The organism is Alkalihalobacterium alkalinitrilicum, from assembly GCF_002019605.1.
GTDB lineage: Bacteria > Bacillota > Bacilli > Bacillales > Bacillaceae_F > Alkalihalobacterium > Alkalihalobacterium alkalinitrilicum.
Genome location: NZ_KV917368.1, coordinates 1,818,099 through 1,836,858, shown reverse-complemented (window position 1 = coordinate 1,836,858; position 18,760 = coordinate 1,818,099). Strand labels below are relative to the sequence as shown.

Here is an 18,760-nt window from a genome sequence, read left to right as displayed (position 1 = left end):
AAACTCTCTGATTTACTTTTTGCATCTGTGTCTACGAGCAACGCTTCGAAGTAAGCTTCCTCGATGCAAGGCTGCAAGAAGTATAACTTAGATGACTGTTCAAGTTGTAATTGAAGTCAGTTGCCTTGTTCAGTTTTGAAAGAATTTACTTCTTTCAATTGATATATTTCTAAATTAAGTGACGAATTAGAAGCAAGGAGTACGAGGCGGCAAGCTCACGAGTAGCGGAATGTACGTTTAAAGTGTACATGAGCAACGCAGAGAGCGCAGCCAACGAAGTAATCCGCCGCTTATCATTCGTCAGTGGTTCTTTGAAAACTGGATAATGACTAGAAATGACATCAAGATTTCACTGGGTTGCACATTGTGTAACCAAGAGTAACTTGAGTCGTCAAGAATTCAACAACCTTTATAGATTTAAGAGACAAATTAGAAGCAAGGAGTACGAGGTGGCAAGTTCTCAAGTAGCAGAATGTACGTTTAAAGTGTACATGAGCAACGCAGAGAGCGCAGTCAACGAAGTAATCCGCCGCTTATCATTTGTCGAATGGTTAAGTTAGAAAGGGCGCACGGTGAATGCCTTGGCACTAGGAGCCGAAGAAGGACGCGACGAACAGCGAAATGCCTCGGGGAGCTGTAAGTAAGCTTTGATCCGGGGATATCCGAATGGGGGAACCCACCATCCGTAATGGGATGGTACCCATACCTGAATACATAGGGTATGAGGAGGCAGACCTGGGGAACTGAAACATCTAAGTACCCAGAGGAAGAGAAAGCAAATGCGATTTCCTGAGTAGCGGCGAGCGAAACGGAATTAGCCCAAACCAAGAGGCTTGCCTCTTGGGGTTGTAGGACGTCTCACATGGAGTAAGAAAAGACGATCATAGGCGAAGCGGTCTGGAAAGACCCGTCAGAGAAGGTAACAACCCTGTAGCCAAAATGATCGTCTCTCCGAGACGGATCCTGAGTACGGCGGGACACGTGAAACCCCGTCGGAAGCAGGGAGGACCATCTCCCAAGGCTAAATACTCCCTAGTGACCGATAGTGAACCAGTACCGTGAGGGAAAGGTGAAAAGCACCCCGGAAGGGGAGTGAAAGAGATCCTGAAACCGTGTGCCTACAAGTAGTCAGAGCCCATTTACGGGTGATGGCGTGCCTTTTGTAGAATGAACCGGCGAGTTACGATCCCGTGCAAGGTTAAGCTGATAAGGCGGAGCCGCAGCGAAAGCGAGTCTGAATAGGGCGAATAAGTACGTGGTCGTAGACCCGAAACCGTGTGATCTACCCATGTCCAGGGTGAAGTTCAGGTAACACTGAATGGAGGCCCGAACCCACGCATGTTGAAAAATGCGGGGATGAGGTGTGGGTAGGGGTGAAATGCCAATCGAACTCGGAAATAGCTGGTTCTCCCCGAAATAGCTTTAGGGCTAGCCTCGAGGGAAGAGTATTGGAGGTAGAGCACTGATTGGGCTAGGGGTCCCCACAGGATTACCGAACTCAGTCAAACTCCGAATGCCAAATACTTATCCTCGGGAGTCAGACTGCGAGTGCTAAGATCCGTAGTCAAGAGGGAAACAGCCCAGACCGTCAGCTAAGGTCCCCAAGTATACGTTAAGTGGTAAAGGATGTGGAGTTGCCCAGACAACCAGGATGTTGGCTTAGAAGCAGCCACCATTTAAAGAGTGCGTAATAGCTCACTGGTCGAGTGACTCTGCGCCGAAAATGTACCGGGGCTAAACGTATCACCGAAGCTACGGCTTGTCCTTACGGACAGGGGTAGGGGAGCGTTCTAAGTGCAGCGAAGTCAGACCGGAAGGACTGGTGGAGCGCTTAGAAGTGAGAATGCCGGTATGAGTAGCGAAAAGAGGGGTGAGAATCCCCTCCGTCGAAAGCCTAAGGTTTCCTGAGGAAGGCTCGTCCGCTCAGGGTAAGTCGGGACCTAAGCCGAGGCCGAAAGGCGTAGGCGATGGACAACAGGTTGAAATTCCTGTACCACCTCCTCACCGTTTGAGCAATGGGGGGACGCAGTAAGGTAGGGTAAGCGCGCTGATGGATGCGCGTCTAAGCAGTTAGGCTGGTAAGTAGGCAAATCCGCTTACCATAAAGGCTGAGCTGTGATAGCGAGGGAAATTAAGTACCGAAGTTCCTGATCCTACACTGCCAAGAAAAGCCTCTAGCGAGGTGAGAGGTGCCCGTACCGCAAACCGACACAGGTAGGCGGGAAGAGAATTCTAAGACGCTCGGGAGAACTCTCGTTAAGGAACTCGGCAAAATGACCCCGTAACTTCGGGAGAAGGGGTGCTCTGTTAGGGTGTATGCCCGAGAGAGCCGCAGTGAATAGGTCCAAGCGACTGTTTAGCAAAAACACAGGTCTCTGCGAAGCCGCAAGGCGAAGTATAGGGGCTGACACCTGCCCGGTGCTGGAAGGTTAAGGGGAGTGGTTAGGCGCAAGCCGAAGCTGTGAACCGAAGCCCCAGTAAACGGCGGCCGTAACTATAACGGTCCTAAGGTAGCGAAATTCCTTGTCGGGTAAGTTCCGACCCGCACGAATGGTGTAACGACTTGGACACTGTCTCAACGAGAGACCCGGTGAAATTATATTACCTGTGAAGATGCAGGTTACCCGCGACAGGACGGAAAGACCCCATGGAGCTTTACTGTAGCTTGATATTGGATTTTGGTACAGCTTGTACAGGATAGGTAGGAGCCTTGGAAGCGTGAGCGCCAGCTTACGTGGAGGCGTCGGTGGGATACTACCCTGGCTGTATTGAAGTTCTAACCTCGAACCGTGATCCGGTTCAGGGACAGTGTCAGGTGGGCAGTTTGACTGGGGCGGTCGCCTCCTAAACAGTAACGGAGGCGCCCAAAGGTTCCCTCAGAATGGTTGGAAATCATTCGTAGAGTGCAAAGGCATAAGGGAGCTTGACTGCGAGACCTACAAGTCGAGCAGGGACGAAAGTCGGGCTTAGTGATCCGGTGGTTCCGCATGGAAGGGCCACCGCTCAACGGATAAAAGCTACCCTGGGGATAACAGGCTTATCTCCCCCAAGAGTCCACATCGACGGGGAGGTTTGGCACCTCGATGTCGGCTCATCGCATCCTGGGGCTGAAGTAGGTCCCAAGGGTTGGGCTGTTCGCCCATTAAAGCGGTACGCGAGCTGGGTTCAGAACGTCGTGAGACAGTTCGGTCCCTATCCGTCGTGGGCGTAGGAAATTTGAGAGGAGCTGTCCTTAGTACGAGAGGACCGGGATGGACACACCGCTGGTGTACCAGTTGTTCCGCCAGGAGCATAGCTGGGTAGCTACGTGTGGACGGGATAAGCGCTGAAAGCATCTAAGCGTGAAGCCCCCCTCAAGATGAGATTTCCCATTACGTTAAGTAAGTAAGACCCCTTAGAGATGATGAGGTTGATAGGTCTCGGGTGGAAGCGTGGTGACACGTGGAGCTGAGAGATACTAATCGGTCGAGGGCTTATCCAAAACATTGGTTTTGAATTCTTCTAGTACATTATCCAGTTTTGAGAGAACGACTCTCCATTATAAGCATCCAAGAGATGCGAAGCTTATCACAATTTTAAAAAGGATTTTCAGAAGCAAGAAGTTCGAGGAAGTGAAATTCTGAGGAGTGGAGCGTATCAAGACATACGTGAACACCGCAAGAATGGAAACTGACGAAGAAATTCGTAGCTTATCAAAATCCGTCTAGTCTAGTGGCGATAGCGAAGAGGTCACACCCGTTCCCATGCCGAACACGGAAGTTAAGCTCTTCAGCGCCGATGGTAGTTGGGGGCTTCCCCCTGTGAGAGTAGGACGTCGCTAGGCATAAAGCACAATCCAAGTGGGTTGTGCTTTTTTAATACAATAAAGTCGATAAAGGTAAATTTGCCGATACTAATGCTAAAGTATTTACCTTATTAGAGTTACGGCTCACTATCATCACTTTTATTAAAAGCCAAGTTAAACAATAACGGTTGAAATAGGTGCGTGAGTTGATGAAAAATGGTACCCTACTAATATACTTTAGTTTTTACTATATAGATTAATATAAAGGTAAGAAATAAAAAATAGACTAAGTTTAGGAAAGGATTTATTTCTATGTCATATACAAAAAAGAAAGATGGTATATTCCACGCAGTTTGTCCATTAGACTGTCCAGATCAGTGCGGGCTTCTCTTGCATAAGAAAGATGGGAAAATTATTAAAGTAAATGGTGATCCTAATCATCCAGTTACACAAGGTAATATTTGTAACAAAGTTCGACATATGACAGATCGAATTTATGATAACAACCGTATACAGTATCCGCTTAAACGAGTCGGTCCTAAAGGCGAAGGTAAGTTTGAACGTATCAGTTGGGATGAAGCGATTTCAACCATTAAAGATCGTTGGTCAGAACTTATTGAAACAGAAGGCCCTGAAAGTATTCTCCCATATGGCTTTTACGGAAATATGGGAAGAATTAGTGCAGAAGGTATGGATCGGCGTTTTTTTAATCGCCTAGGAGCAAGTATTCAAGATCAAACGATTTGCTCTGCCGCAGGTTCTAAAGGGTACTCATATACGATGGGCGGAAGCTTCGGAACGGATCCAGAAGAAACGATTCATACGAAGTTATTCCTTTTTTGGGGTGTGAATGCTGTAAGCACGAATATGCATCAAGTTGCACTAGCTCAGAAGGCGAGAAAAAATGGAGCTAAGATTATCGTCATTGATGTTCACAAAAATCAAACGGGCCGTTTAGCTGACTGGTTTATCCCAATCTTACCAGGAACAGATAGTGCACTTGCACTAGGGATCATGCATATTATATATGCCGAAAATATGCATGATCATGAATTTTTAAAGAAATACACAGTAGGTCATCTTGAGTTACGAGAACATGTTGCTCAGTACGATCCAATCACAGTGTCACAGATTACTGGTGTGCCAGTGGAGGATATTTATCAACTCGCACGGATGTACGGTCAAACATCGCCTTCTTTTATTAGAATTGGAAATGGTTTGCAACATCATGATAATGGTGGGATGGCAGTTCGAACGATTGCCTGTCTTCCAGCATTGACAGGACAATGGTTAGTAAAAGGCGGCGGTGCTATTAAAGGAAACAGTAGCTTTTTAAGTCATAATATTAAAGCGCTACAACGGCCTAATTTAAGAAAGAATAAGAAGGCCCGAGTAATTAATATGAATTTAATCGGGCAAGCTTTGTTAGAGAAGGAAAAACCAGTGCGGTCAATTTATGTTTATAATAGTAATCCAGCCATAGTTGCACCAGAAGGAAATAAAGTTCGTCAAGGGTTTTCAAGGGAAGATTTGTTTACAGTCGTGCATGATTTATTTTTAACAGAGACAGCACTGTATGCGGATATCGTGCTACCAGCCACGTCATCGTTTGAAAATATGGATTTTTATACATCTTATTGGCACCATTACATGCAAATCCAACAACCAGTGATCGAGCCGTTTGGGGAAAGTAAATCAAACCCTGACGTTTTTCGTTTGTTAGCAAGTGCTTTCGGCTTTGGTGAAGAAGAGTTTGGACATACAGATGAACAATTAATTCGTCAATCAATAGAAGATGTGAATAACCCATATGTTAAACAAATAACCTTCGAAACTCTAGTTGAAAAACAGTATGTAAAAGCAGATCGTAGTATTAATCTTTTGGAAAATCTTCCAACCCCAAGTGGTAAAATTGAACTATATTCAAAACGGATGGAACGAGCGGGATATCCTCCACTTCCTACGTATACTCCTATTATCGATGATGGAGATTTACCATTTTTGTTTGTTCCTGCACCAAATCACAATTTTTTAAATTCGACGTTTTCTAATAATGAAAAGCATATTACGTTAGAAAAATTTCCTAGGTTGCATATGAATACAGTTGATGCATCGAAACGTTCAATTGAAAACGGTGATACCGTTCGTATATGGAATACACGTGGAGAATGTGAACTTATTGTAGCGGTTGGAGATAATGTTTTACCTGGTGTCGTTGTTAGTCAGGGTTTATGGGCTGATTTGCCTGGAACGAAGTATTTCGTTAACTCGCTGGCACCTGACCGAATTGCGGATATGGGTGGAGGAGCAACGTTCTTCTCTGGTAAGGTAAATGTAGAAAAAGTTCAAACAGAGCAACAATAAACAAACAAGAGGTACGAATCATACAGATTTGTCCCTCTTGTTTTTGATTGAGAGTGATAAAAAAATAGCTAGGATAAAATGTTAAATTCATCCTAATAATAATGCTAAAATGCTACGCTTTGAGTAAAAGGAGACAAAGATGAATAAAGAAGAACTGAGAGAAGGATTGAAAAGCAAAGTTGAAAATATTAAGAACGGTAAGGTTAAGAGCGAAATCTTCAATATCAGTCGCCCTCCTGAAGACTTTGGGGATGCTGTAGAACTATTTTATAACGACCAAGAGCAATGTTTTAAAGCAGTTGTGTTTGATCCTCAAACGACTGTTGTTTTTAGTGAAGAAAAAATGAATACAATAGAAGACGCTTGCTCTTTTATTATCAAAACTGTGAAATGACATAGTAAAACTTGTAAATTATCTCCGTAGCTAACTTGTGCTACGGATTTTTTTCATGAGAATAAGAGCAACAGTTGTCTCGCCAATGTTCAGCATAAATCTATAGTTGTCCTACTTAAAACATAAATTTCAGAAAATTCATAATATATTATTGAACTCTCGTGGTGAAATGATATAATTATACCAAACAAACGTTAGATTTATTTTTTGTTTTTTGCATAAATGCTAATACTTGATTCTTAAATGTACTTACAGTCGGTTCAGAAGAAAGGAAGTTACTACCCTAATAATGAAAAAGAGGTGGGAAAATGTTCGATCAAATCGAAGAAGCTATTTCTGATTTACAATTAGGAAAAATAATTATCGTCTGTGACGATGAAACTCGGGAAAATGAAGGAGATTTTGTCTTATTGGCAGAACATGCCACACCTGAAAATATTAACTTTTTAATTAAATATGGTAAAGGACTTGTATGTGTTCCAATTGGAGAACAGATTGCGAAGAAACTAAAGCTTTTTCCGATGGTTACTAATAATACAGATTCACATGGCACAGCTTTTACAGCAAGTGTAGACTTTAAAAGTACAAAAACGGGTATATCTGCTTTTGAATGATCAGATACAATTTTGGCCATGATTAACGAACAATCTAAAGGTAATGACTTTAAAAAACCAGGACATATTTCCCCATTAATCTCAAAAAAAGGAGGGGTGATTGAAAGACCAGGACATACAGAAGCGGCCGTTGATCTTGCTCGTTTGGCGGGTTCAACCCCAGCAGGTGTAATATGTGAAATAATAAAAGACGATGGAACGATGGCTCGGGTGAGTGATTTACGAAAAATTGCAGACGAACATCAATTAAAAATGATAACGATTAAAGACTTAATACAATATCGTATGGCTAATGAGACACTAATCAAACGTGAAGTAGAAATAAGTTTACCATCAGAATATGGGAATTTTCACGTAATAGGATATTCTAATAAAAGAAATAATGACGAACATATAGCTATTGTTAAAGGCAATATCACATCTAGAAGCGAACCTTTTGTAAGAATCCATGAACAGAATGTTGTAGGAGATGTATTTGGATCTCTTTATTCTATATCCAATTCGAACCTTCAATCCGTTTTTAAGGAAATGGAAAATCACAAGTCCACAGTATTGCTTTATTTAAGGAAAGAAGAAAGAGAATGCGGATTGATTAAGAAAATGAAAGCTTATAAGTTACAACAACAAACTAATGGTAAGGACAAGGTTGATGATTTGCTTCAAGTCCAAATTGATGTTGAGGATCATCTTATAGCTGTACAAATTCTACGTGAACTCGGAATAACCCAAATGAAATCTTTTCATAATGAGAGTTTAAAAATGAACATATTAAATGAATATGATTTAGATATTTATGGTGTAAACTTTCAACAATCTCATCATCCTATAAAAAACACCCCCCATTAGAAGCTAAGATGGATAAGCAGGGTGTAATTAATTAACAAATAAAATTTAATATTCAACTGACTTCTAATTCAAACTATTATTTTGTTAGAACAAAAAGAGAGGCTGACTAATAGGTGCAATTGCACATTAAGTCAGCCTCTTTTTGAGGTACAACTTATTTACTTCCAGTATTAAACAGATTGTTTCGAGGAGAATTGTTTCTTAATTGCGTTTCCGATTTGTTCAACACCTCTTTTAGCATCATCCATAATGACAGGCATCCACAAGAAACCATGAATTTGTCCGTTATATCGGGTGGCCTCAACTGAGACCCCTGCAGCTTTTAAACGCTCAGCATAAGCTTCACCTTCGTCACGTAATACATCATATTCAGCCGTAATAACCAATGCAGGAGGAAGTCCACTTAAATCTTTCGCGAGAAGAGGGGAAACGTAAGGGTCTGACTTTTCTGTCTCATTATTTAGGTATTGTTCAGCAAACCAGCTCATCGCAGGTTTTTCTAAGTAGTAACCTTTCCCATTATCAATGTATGATTGTGTGTTGAAAGAGAAGTCGGTTACAGGATAAAGGAGTACTTGATAGGCGATACTAGGGCCACCGCGATCTTTCGCCATTAATGGTACAACTGCGGCAAGATTTCCACCTGCACTATCTCCACCAACGGCAATACGGCTTGGATCACCGTTATACTTGGCGATATTTTCTGCTACCCACTTCGTTGCAGCATAGCAATCTTCAGCAGGTATAGGGTATTTATTTTCTGGAGCTAGACGATAATCAACTGATACAACCAAACATTCGGTAGAATTTGTGAGTGAACGAAGTAAAGGATCAACGACTTCTAAATCACCTAATACCCAACCACCGCCGTGATAGTAAACAAAGACTGGAAATGGACCATCCCCTTTAGGTGTGTAGAGACGAAGGCCAATCTCTGATCCATCTACAGGAATTCTAATATTTTCTACTTTTGCTACTTCTTGAGGTTCACCAATGACCCCAGAATAAAAGGCTAGTAATCCATCACGATTTTCTTGAACAGACATTTCTTCAATACCAGGTGCCCCATCTGCTTGAGCCGCTGAAATTTGATCCAACAGGTTTTTTACTTGAGGTTGTAATGTCATATCATTTTCCTCCATTCAAACATTATTGTAATCCCTTTCAATGTGTATTATAAATTCTGGTAAAAAATATTGCAATAAAAAAATATAATATTATGAAAAAAGACACTTTTCAGAAAATTAAAACAAAATATAATATAATAGACTAGATAGTAATAGTAACAACAGTCTTTATGCCATTGGGTACTATTTTCTCCTTATATCTTGATTTTTCTTTGAGATATGTAATTAATCAATCTAAGGCAAATTTCCTATTCTTTAATAAAGAATATAGTTCAAGTTACCTTTTTCAGAAAATTTTAAAAATAGTATTGAAATAAATTTAGAAGGTTGCTATAATTTCGTTAAATCAAACAAACGTTAGATTTAATATATCGAACCAATTCTATTTACTCAATCCTCCAAATCAATTTGAACCTACTTTAAAAAAACAGTACTATCTATAATCTATAATGATCTAGAATTATTTTTAATTTTTATACCTTCCAATTCTGAAATAGTCCCAGTAAGTTATCCCCCAAAATAGACTATATCATTTCTAAAAAGTTATAAAGTAAATTTTATATTAGTGACTAAAATAATGTTTCAAATAGGTCAATGAAGACTAGACCTATAAAATTTGAAAACCTACATCGTGTGGATCTAGGCTAACCCTTCAGTGGGGTAGTGGAAAACCCTCACTGAGTGAAGTTTCACTTTATGAAAAACCCTATTAATATCGTACTTCCTAGATTTATATATATTTTCCAAGACTCTTCATATGAAATTCATAAAAATAAGACGTTGTTTTGTTTCATTTCATTTCATGTACTTCTTTTAGGGGGTGATTGTTCGCTCGTCAGATATTTTGCATGCTATGAAGATTTAGGTCAATAGTGAAACATATTTTAAGTTTAACAATCCATAATGAAGAAGTAATAAGTTTTTTGTGTTTTACAAAACAAATGTTTGGTTGAATTTAATGTAACCGCTTTCGTTTCCTTGTTTTTAGTGAATTGAAAATTAAACTTTTTAAAAGGGAGTGTTTCTTATGAAATGTGGACTTTTTTATGTATTAGAGTGTGTAGATGGGCAATATGATCGAGCTTATAAAGAAATGCTAGAACAAATCCAGTATGCTGAAGAACTAGGGTTTGGAAGTGTTTGGTTAGCGGAACACCACTTTACAGACTATGGAAGTATGCCTTCGCCACAGGTGGCTGCCGCGGCCATTTCTCAAGTTACGAAAACAATGGATATTGGAATGGGAATTAGTATACTGAACTTTGATAATCCAGTTCGTATTGCCGAAGATTTTGCGATGGTGGACATTTTAAGTAACGGGCGCTTAAAGTTTGGAGCTGGACGTGGTTACCAACCGATAGAATTTAAGAAGTTAGGTATTCCAATGGAAAATTCCCGAGAAGTTTATTGGGAAGCTGTCGATGTCATTCAAGGATTGTGGTCCAATGATACTTTTAGTTATCAAGGAAAACACTTCCAACTTGATGATGTAAAATTAACACCAAAACCTGTCCAAGAAAGAATCCCATTCTATTATGCATGCATTAGTCCAGAAACGTTCGATTACATGGTAGAACGTGAGGCCCAAGAATTCATGGTGACGCCTACATTAATGGTAATGGAAGAATTATTACAATATGTAAAAGCTACGAGAGACCGTCTTCTCTTAAAAGGAGTAAATCCAAAAATTCATATGAACTTACAAATGAATATTGCGGAAAATCCAGATCAAGCGATTAAAAATGTAGAAAAAGAAATGGAGATGTATTTCGACCGTGTGCTTGCGTTAGTTCCAGGAGCGAGAGGAGAAAAGGCTGCAAAAGGATATGAGCGTTTTGCAGAAGTTGCTGAATCGATGTCAGGCCCAGTTGATGTTGGAATGTTAAATGATGCTGGAATCGTCCTATTAGAAGATGGGAAGGCAGCTGTCGATAAACTGGAACTAGTGGAACAAGCAGGAGTTGATAGTTTATCGTGCTGGTTCCGCATGGGTGGTATGGAACATCGTAAAGTCATGAGAACGATAAAGCGTTTTGCGGATGAAGTGTTACCGTACTTTAAACCAACAGCTCAAAAGGTTGGTCAATAATTATAACTAACTGCAAATAAACAGGGTAATTCATAGTTATTAATAAACGGAGGTATACACCAATATGACAAAAACGCTTGATGAAAGAATACTAGAATTAGAAGCTCGTGAGCAAATTAAAGAAGTTATTGCCAATTATAATCATGGAGTAGATAAACATGATGAAGAATTGTTCCTGGATATATGGGAAGATGATGCGGTATGGGATATTGGTGATCCATGGGGATATTGTGCTAATAAACAGGAGATTTTGGATAAAACAAAAGCGATTTGGGAAGGGCTACCTGAAACACATCATTACGCAATGAATGAAGTAATTAAGGTAGATATAAAAAATGGTACGGCTACAGCAGTTGCTGATGTTGATGCAACCGCAACAAATGCTGTAGGGGTCCCTCTTGTCATCGCAGCTACGTATTGGGATAAGTTGAGTAATCGTACAGGAAAGTGGCGGCTGACTGAGCGAAAAGTAAAAATTCATTATATGACTCCTGCACTTGAACCATGGTCAGATCAACCAGAAACTAGAATTAACCCTAAGTTATAGTAGATTAAATAACACATATAGTATAGGGAGTGAGCTATTGACCAATGATAATTCATCATTTAGCTCCCTCCTTCTTTTTAAATATAACTACGAACGTTCGATCCCATTTGATAGGTAGTTATCACTGTTGTAAATCATTCAAATAAATAAGGGTAACTCTTAACTTACAATAGGGCTCGTCAAAAAAATATCCAATAGTAGTAAATGATATTACCGCTATAATATTGTAATCTGTTGTTAAACAAAGCTGTTGATGATAAAATAAAATTCAAACAACTGGTTGTTTATTAATAAACATTAGAATGACAAACCGACACAGCTTTCTTAAAACATTTTATGAGGTACATGGATAGGAAGGAGCCACAACAATGAATAAGCAAAAGTCTACAAGAAAAACAGTAAAAAATAAATCAACCAAAAGGTATAATGAAATCATTGATGCAGCAGCTAAAGTTTTTCGGGAAAGAGGATATAAAGAAGCGACTTTGGAAGATATAGCGAATGAAGTAGGTATGCTTAAAGGAAGTTTATATTATTATATTAATAAAAAAGAAGAATTATTATATGCAGTTGTAGAAAGACCCCTCAGTGAAATGACAGAGAGTTTAAAACAGATCGTAGAAGCATCATATACACCTACGATCAAATTAGAAAAAGCGTTACAAAATCATATAAATGCGTTTGATCGCTATCAGAGTGAGTTGTTCGTTTGGATCTCAATTGAATGGTTTAAATCTGAATTTGGTGGAGAAATTGCAACATTAGGTGATGAATATGATCGCCTGTTTCGAAAAATTATTATTGATGGAGTGGAGAAGAAAGAATTTAGAAGCGATTTAGATACAAAACTTATGACATTTGCGATTTTCGGTGTATATAATTATTTACAACGATGGTACTCACCAAATAACGGTTATTCTTTAGAAGAAATTTCAGTTCAATTTAATCAATTTGTACAACAAGCCGTTTGGGATAAAGTACTAATTTGTTCTGAAAATAAACCTTCTTCATAGAGATAGAAGATAACAGTATCTTCCCTATATATAATGAAGAAAATGGTTTTTAATAATAATTCAGTGAGAGTATACTGATAGACTGAAAAGAGGGATTGATTTGAAACTAGTAGGTATATCTGGAACGATTGTAGGTTCAAAAACTCGTATTATAGTGAATAAAGTGTTAGATCAAGTTAAAAAGCTAGATCCTTCCATAGAGATTGAATTATTGGACCTAAAAGAATATAATGTTCAATTTTGTGATGGACGTGACCCTTCAACATATGAAGGGGATACGAAAAAAGTAATTGAGACTATGAACTCTGCGGACTTGTTTCTGATTGGCACACCGATCTTTCAATCATCTTTATCAGGAGCTTTAAAAAACTTAATTGATTTAACACCAGTTGAAACCTTTAAAAATAAAGTGATGGGTTTTGTCGCAACAGGTGGAACAGATCAACATTATCTTGTTATTGAAAATCAATTAAAACCCATTGCAGGGTATTTTCACGCATATGTTGCACCAAGCTATGTTTATGCTCAAAATGATCATTTTAATAGTCAGAATGAAGTAATTGATGAAGAGTTATTAAATCGGATTCAAAATTTAGCAAAAGAGCTTGTTTTTATGCAAAATGCATTAAAATCTTAATAATCATGAGAGGCTGTCTCAAAAGGTGTACCAAGTGTTAAGTGTTGGGCATACAGACGAGATGGTCTCTTTTTTATTCTAGATCAGTAAGGCCATCATTCAATATTTCCCTGACAAGAAAAAAATATCGATTTACCATTCAAAAAATAAACAATTGTTAAAATAATTGAAAATTGATATGATTAGTTTATATAATTGTAAAGGTTTACAAGAATAAGTTAATTTTTATTTAGGGGAGTGAAATGATGAGTCGTCCGTTTTTAACTGAAGATCATGAAATGTATAGGAAGTCCCTAAGAAAGTATATTGAAAAAGAAGTTCTTCCTCATTACGAGCAATGGGAAGAGGATAAACAAGTCCCAAGTTCGTTTTGGAAACAACTTGGTGAACAAGGATTTATCTGTCCATGGGTGGATGAAAAATATGGAGGAATGAACACAGATTTTGGTTATTCAGTTGTTCTAGCAGAAGAATTAGAAAAAGTATGTACTGGAATAAGTGGACCTTCCCTACACGCGGATATTATTGTTCCGTACATCGATTCTTTTGGATCCGAGGAACAAAAACAAAAATGGTTACCACGCTGCGTATCAGGCGAAATCATTTCATCTATTGCGATGACAGAACCAGGGACAGGTTCTGATTTAGCAGCAATCAAAACAACGGCGGTAAGAGATGGAGATCATTATATTATCAATGGTGAAAAGACATTTATTTCAAATGGATACACCACTAATTTTGTCGTTGTTGTTTGTAAGACTGATACAAAGGCTAACCCAGCTCATAAAGGGATTAGTCTTATTGTTATTGATGCAGTCGATCAAGACGTTCCAGGATTTAAAAAAGGGAAAAAACTGAATAAAGTGGGTCAGAATGCAGCTGATACGGCAGAGCTCATTTTTGAAGATGTCCGTGTTCCTGTCGAGAATTTACTCGGCGAAGAAGGAAAAGGTTTCTATTATTTAATGGAAAAATTGCAACAAGAACGATTAATGGTTGCGATTGGATCGATGACTGCTGCGGAAAGAATGTTAGAAATTACAATCGATTACGTAAAGCAACGGAAAGCGTTTGGAAAAACGATAAGTCAATTTCAAAATACACAGTTTAAAATAGCAGAAATGGCAACCGAAATTGAAATTGGACGAACATTTGTCGACAATTTAATCGTTAAACATATGGCTGGAGAAAACGTAGTAAACGAAGTTTCGATGGCAAAGTGGTGGGTTACAGATATGGCCAAAAAGGTTGCGTCCAATTGTATGCAGCTTCATGGTGGATATGGTTATATGGAAGAATACGAGATTGCGAGAAGGTACCGTGATATACCGATTTCAAGTATTTATGCAGGAACAAATGAAATTATGAAAATCATTATTGCCAAAAACATAGGATTATAAAAAGTAAGACCTTAGCGGAACGACCAAAAGAGAGTGAAGTAGGAAAGTCAATGGAGGAAAGTATGGCAGAAAAAGAGATGATTAATATTGCGAAACCAAAATCGCCATTAGGAGAAATCCTTGGATTTCATGTCTTAGAAAAGAAAGATGGAATGGCAATCGTTGAATATGAAGCGAATAGTCGTCATACAAACCCTGGGGGAACACTTCATGGGGGTGTTCTATGTGTCATTGCAGATGAGGCAATGGGAGCGGCATTTGCAAGTACACTTCGAGAGGGAGAAAGTTTAACGACGATTGAATTAAAAGTCAATTACCTCAAGCCAGTATGGTCTGGAAAATTAACAGCTGTTGGTAAGGTTATAAAAAATGGGAATACAATTGCACTCGTAGAATCAGAAGTAACGGACGATAAAGGAAGTCTAGTAGCCAAAGTGGTAAGTACTTGTATGCGATTAAAGGGAGATATGGCGAAAGGAAGATAAATATTACTTTAATAGTCTATCTAGTATTAATCATACAAAAATAACAGAATAAAAGAAGGGAAATTCTTAAAAGTATCTAATATTCCCCACTAAAACGAATTTTGATGTAAAATTCTAAAAAAATGACATCGTTTTCAAGGATTCTACAAATAATTAAAGAATTAGTAAAAGAGTGGAAAGTAAATGAAACATTATTTTAAAAAAGAGGTGAATATATGGTGACTAAAAACAGGCAATTTTTATTAGCTAAAAGACCGATAGGATTACCAGATGAATCTACGTATAACTTTGTTGAATCAGATATTCCTGAACTAAAGGCAAATGAGGTACTCGTTAGAGGTCAGTATTTATCTGTCGACCCTTATATGCGAGGGAGAATGAGTGATGCTAAATCGTATGCAGCCCCATTTGAATTGGATCAACCGTTAAATGGTGGGGTCGTAGGTACAGTTATTAAATCAAACCATCCGAATTTTAGCGAAGGTGATACCGTAACTGGCCGTATGGATTGGGCGGACTATACTGCTATTGGTGGAGATCAACTGCGAAAAGTGAACCCAGATCAAGCGCCAATTACTACAGCTCTTCATGTTAATGGAATGCCAGGATTAACAGCTTATTTTGGATTACTTGATATTGGTCAACCGAAAGAAGGGGAAACTGTTGTTATTTCGGGAGCAGCGGGTGCTGTTGGGATGGTTGTCGGTCAAATCGCGAAGCTGAAGGGATGTCGGGTCGTCGGCATTGCTGGTTCGGAAGAGAAAAATGCTTATTTAATCAATGAGCTTGGATTCGATGCTGCTATTAACTATAAAACGACGAACGATCTTCGCCAAGCATTAAAAGAAGCTTGTCCTGATGGCATTGATATCTACTTTGATAATGTCGGTGGAGAAATATCAGATGCCGTATTTTCACTTTTAAATTTTCATGCTCGAGTTCCTCTTTGTGGACAAATAGCTCACTACAACGATACACAAGTGTCGATGGGACCTCGGTTTTTAACAACTTTTCTTAAACGTAGTATTTTACTAAAAGGATTTATCGTTACAAATTATGAAGGTCGGTATGAAGAAGCTATTAAAGACTTAGCAAAATGGGTAAGTGAAGGGAATATAAAATATAAGGAAAATATCGTTGAAGGATTAGAAAATACACCAGATGCTTTCCTAGGCTTATTTCGAGGAGATAATTTAGGGAAACAACTAGTAAAGATTAGCTAAAAAACGCTAGTACAAAAGGGTTATTCTAATTTATCCCGCAACAACTGGCAGTAATACCCCCACTTCAAGACTTCGAGGAATCAAAGAAAGATAAGTGGGGGATAAACTGCCAGTAAGTGCCCGATTGGTTCAACTAACCATCAGTGGGGAAGAGGAAACCCCCCCTCACTGATGGAAGTTTCACTTTATGAAACTTCTAAACATGAAAATATATCAAAATTATTATTCATAAACAAGGAGTTGAAAATATGGAATTATGTGTTATTGGTGGAGGTTTGATGGGCTCTGGTATTGCACAAGTTGCAGCACAAGCTGGAATAAGTGTAGAAATCATAGATGTGACCTCAGATTCTCTTGAATTAGCTCAAAAACGAATTACCGATTCAGTTGATCGCTTTGTGAAAAAAAATAAAATAGAAAATGGCGACGCTGTTCTCTCTAAAATTTCTTATTCAACAAAATGGGATGGGATGTCTGATGCGGATATCATTATTGAAGCTGTACCAGAAAAGTTAGATCTAAAAAAAGAGATTTTTAAAAAGATAGACGAAGTAGCTAAGAATGATTGTTTAATTGCAACGAATACTTCTTGTTTGTCAGTAACCGATATTGCTAGTGTTACTTCAAGACCTGAAAAAATAATCGGGATGCACTTTTTTAGCCCTGTTCCGATGATGCCTTTGTTAGAAATCGTTAAAGGATATAAAACGTCCAGTGAAACATTGGAACAAGCTAAACAAATTGGTGAAAAACTCGGGAAGCGAATGATTGTTGCTGAAAAGGATTTTCCTGGTTTTCTTATGAATAGAATATGGTTACCGATGGTAAATGAAGCTTGTTTTGCAGTAATGGAAGGGGTCGGAAGTCCTGAAGAGATTGATCAAGGTTTTATCGACGGCTATGGTCATACGATGGGACCGTTGAAAACAATAGATATGGCTGGACTCGATATCACATTATGGGCATTGGAAGCATTGTACGAAGGATTTAACGATCCTAAATATCGCCCTTGTCCACTACTAAAGAAGATGGTTGAAGCTGGGGATTTAGGGAGGAAAACCGGAAAAGGGTTTTATTCTTACAATCAATAAATCAAAATCTATTGTGCACTTATAGGAACGTTTAAAAATACTTAAAAATTATAATAAATGTGAGGATGATAATTATGTCTACTAAAATACCCGCAAATATTACTGATCAACTCGAATTACCTGTAATTTCGGCACCGATGTTTTTAGTTTCAAGTGCAAATATGGTTGTAGAAGGATGTAAATCAGGTATTATTACCACTTTTCCATTACTAAACGCTCGCACAACTGAAAGTTTAGAAGAGTGGATGACTGAAATTACAGAAGGTCTTGAAAAAGCAAGGAACGAAGAACCTAACCGAAAAGTTGCTCCTTGGGGTGTGAATATTATTATTCATCATTCCAATAAACGTTTTGAGGCTGACTTAGAGCTGTTAAAGAAATACCAACCGCCAGTTGTTATTACATCACTTGGGAATCCTTCTCTAGTAGTTGAAGTTGTACATGAATACGGTGGACTTGTATTTTCGGATGTCATTTCAACGAAACATGCAAAGAAAGCAGCGAGTTGTGGAGTTGATGGCTTAATTCTCGTATGTAACGGTGCAGGTGGACATGGAGGAACGATTAATCCAGTTGCTTTTATTGCTGAAGTTAAACAATTTTGGGATGGAATTACAATCTTAGCAGGATGTTTATCAAATGGAAGAGATGTCCTTGCGGCTCAAGTACTAGGTGCTGACTTTGCATATATGGGAACTCGATTTATCGCAACAACAGAAGCAATGGCAAGTGAAGAGTATAAGGAAATGTTAGTTGATTCTGATGTTGACGACATTCTTTATACGGATGCCATTAGTGGAGTTAATGCAAACTTCCTCACACCGAGTCTTCGAAAAGCAGGCTTAGACCTAGATAATCTGCAAAAACCAGACAAGATCGATGTAGCTCACGTTGATACTGAAAACGAAGCAAAAGCATGGAAAGACGTATGGTCAGCAGGACAAGGGGTTGGCGCAATTAAAAAAGTCCAGCCAATTGCTGAAGTTGTCAGAGAGCTGAAAGAAGAGTATGACCTAGCTGTCCAAGCGATCACAAATTACTCCCCTACTTCTAAGGTGTAATAGAAACCAAATTTGTTTTTTCTCGCAAGCTATTAAAATTAAAGATTATATTATATTGAAGCGAAAGCAGTTGAAATAAAGAGTA

General features: G+C 38.7%; 13 protein-coding genes, 2 rRNA genes and 1 pseudogene. 15 read left to right on the top strand and 1 reads right to left on the bottom strand.

Going from position 1 to position 18,760, the window contains the following annotated elements; genetic code table 11:
• The first annotated feature begins 549 nt into the window (after positions 1-549).
• The 6 genes and pseudogenes from BK574_RS08530 to BK574_RS08510 all read left to right on the top strand — a co-directional run bounded on the left by BK574_RS08530 (position 550) and on the right by BK574_RS08510 (position 8,002).
• A 23S ribosomal RNA gene (locus BK574_RS08530) occupies positions 550-3,481 on the top strand.
• 226 nt (positions 3,482-3,707) lie between these two features.
• Positions 3,708-3,823: ribosomal RNA gene (gene rrf, locus BK574_RS08525) — 5S ribosomal RNA — on the top strand.
• Between the two features lie 273 nt (positions 3,824-4,096).
• Positions 4,097-6,148, top strand: a complete 2,052-nt coding sequence (locus BK574_RS08520) for a molybdopterin-containing oxidoreductase family protein (RefSeq protein ID WP_078428307.1) — start codon at positions 4,097-4,099, stop codon at positions 6,146-6,148.
• Between the two features lie 139 nt (positions 6,149-6,287).
• On the top strand, positions 6,288-6,542 hold the full coding sequence (locus BK574_RS08515; protein WP_078428306.1) for a hypothetical protein: 255 nt from the start codon (positions 6,288-6,290) through the stop codon (positions 6,540-6,542).
• Positions 6,543-6,850: 308 nt separating this feature from the next.
• Positions 6,851-7,426: pseudogene (gene ribB / locus BK574_RS28370) on the top strand (3,4-dihydroxy-2-butanone-4-phosphate synthase); the annotation flags it as partial.
• Complete coding sequence (locus BK574_RS08510; RefSeq protein WP_338020627.1) at positions 7,409-8,002, top strand: hypothetical protein; 594 nt, start codon at positions 7,409-7,411, stop codon at positions 8,000-8,002. The pseudogene ribB and the gene BK574_RS08510, both read left to right, overlap by 18 nt.
• Positions 8,003-8,172: 170 nt before the next feature.
• Here BK574_RS08510 and BK574_RS08505 read toward each other — a convergent pair whose 3' ends face one another.
• Positions 8,173-9,129: an alpha/beta hydrolase gene (locus BK574_RS08505; RefSeq protein WP_078428305.1), complete on the bottom strand. Its 957-nt coding sequence runs from the start codon at positions 9,127-9,129 to the stop codon at positions 8,173-8,175.
• Between the two features lie 1,027 nt (positions 9,130-10,156).
• On the opposite strand from BK574_RS08505, the gene BK574_RS08500 reads away from it, so the two are divergent.
• The 9 genes from BK574_RS08500 to BK574_RS08460 all read left to right on the top strand — a co-directional run bounded on the left by BK574_RS08500 (position 10,157) and on the right by BK574_RS08460 (position 18,675).
• Positions 10,157-11,218: an LLM class flavin-dependent oxidoreductase gene (locus tag BK574_RS08500; RefSeq protein ID WP_075387127.1), complete on the top strand. Its 1,062-nt coding sequence runs from the start codon at positions 10,157-10,159 to the stop codon at positions 11,216-11,218.
• 64 nt (positions 11,219-11,282) lie between these two features.
• Positions 11,283-11,765, top strand: coding sequence for a nuclear transport factor 2 family protein (locus BK574_RS08495; RefSeq protein WP_075387128.1), 483 nt, complete (start codon positions 11,283-11,285; stop codon positions 11,763-11,765).
• 368 nt (positions 11,766-12,133) lie between these two features.
• Entirely contained in the window at positions 12,134-12,778 is a 645-nt protein-coding gene (locus tag BK574_RS08490; protein ID WP_075387129.1) for a TetR/AcrR family transcriptional regulator, read from the top strand.
• A 100-nt stretch (positions 12,779-12,878) separates the two neighbouring features.
• Positions 12,879-13,415: an NADPH-dependent FMN reductase gene (locus BK574_RS08485; protein WP_078428304.1), complete on the top strand. Its 537-nt coding sequence runs from the start codon at positions 12,879-12,881 to the stop codon at positions 13,413-13,415.
• A 245-nt stretch (positions 13,416-13,660) separates the two neighbouring features.
• Entirely contained in the window at positions 13,661-14,815 is a 1,155-nt protein-coding gene (locus tag BK574_RS08480; RefSeq protein ID WP_078428303.1) for an acyl-CoA dehydrogenase family protein, read from the top strand.
• Between the two features lie 62 nt (positions 14,816-14,877).
• Positions 14,878-15,300: a PaaI family thioesterase gene (locus BK574_RS08475; RefSeq protein ID WP_238457544.1), complete on the top strand. Its 423-nt coding sequence runs from the start codon at positions 14,878-14,880 to the stop codon at positions 15,298-15,300.
• A gap of 215 nt (positions 15,301-15,515) precedes the next feature.
• Positions 15,516-16,523 carry an NADP-dependent oxidoreductase gene (locus BK574_RS08470; protein WP_075387135.1) on the top strand — a complete coding sequence of 336 codons (1,008 nt, stop codon included), beginning with the start codon at positions 15,516-15,518 and terminating at the stop codon, positions 16,521-16,523.
• A 212-nt stretch (positions 16,524-16,735) separates the two neighbouring features.
• On the top strand, positions 16,736-17,614 hold the full coding sequence (locus BK574_RS08465) for a 3-hydroxyacyl-CoA dehydrogenase family protein (RefSeq protein ID WP_338020626.1): 879 nt from the start codon (positions 16,736-16,738) through the stop codon (positions 17,612-17,614).
• 74 nt (positions 17,615-17,688) lie between these two features.
• Positions 17,689-18,675 (top strand): NAD(P)H-dependent flavin oxidoreductase, encoded by a 987-nt coding sequence (locus BK574_RS08460; protein ID WP_078428301.1) that lies wholly within the window; start codon positions 17,689-17,691, stop codon positions 18,673-18,675.
• Positions 18,676-18,760 lie beyond the last annotated feature (85 nt).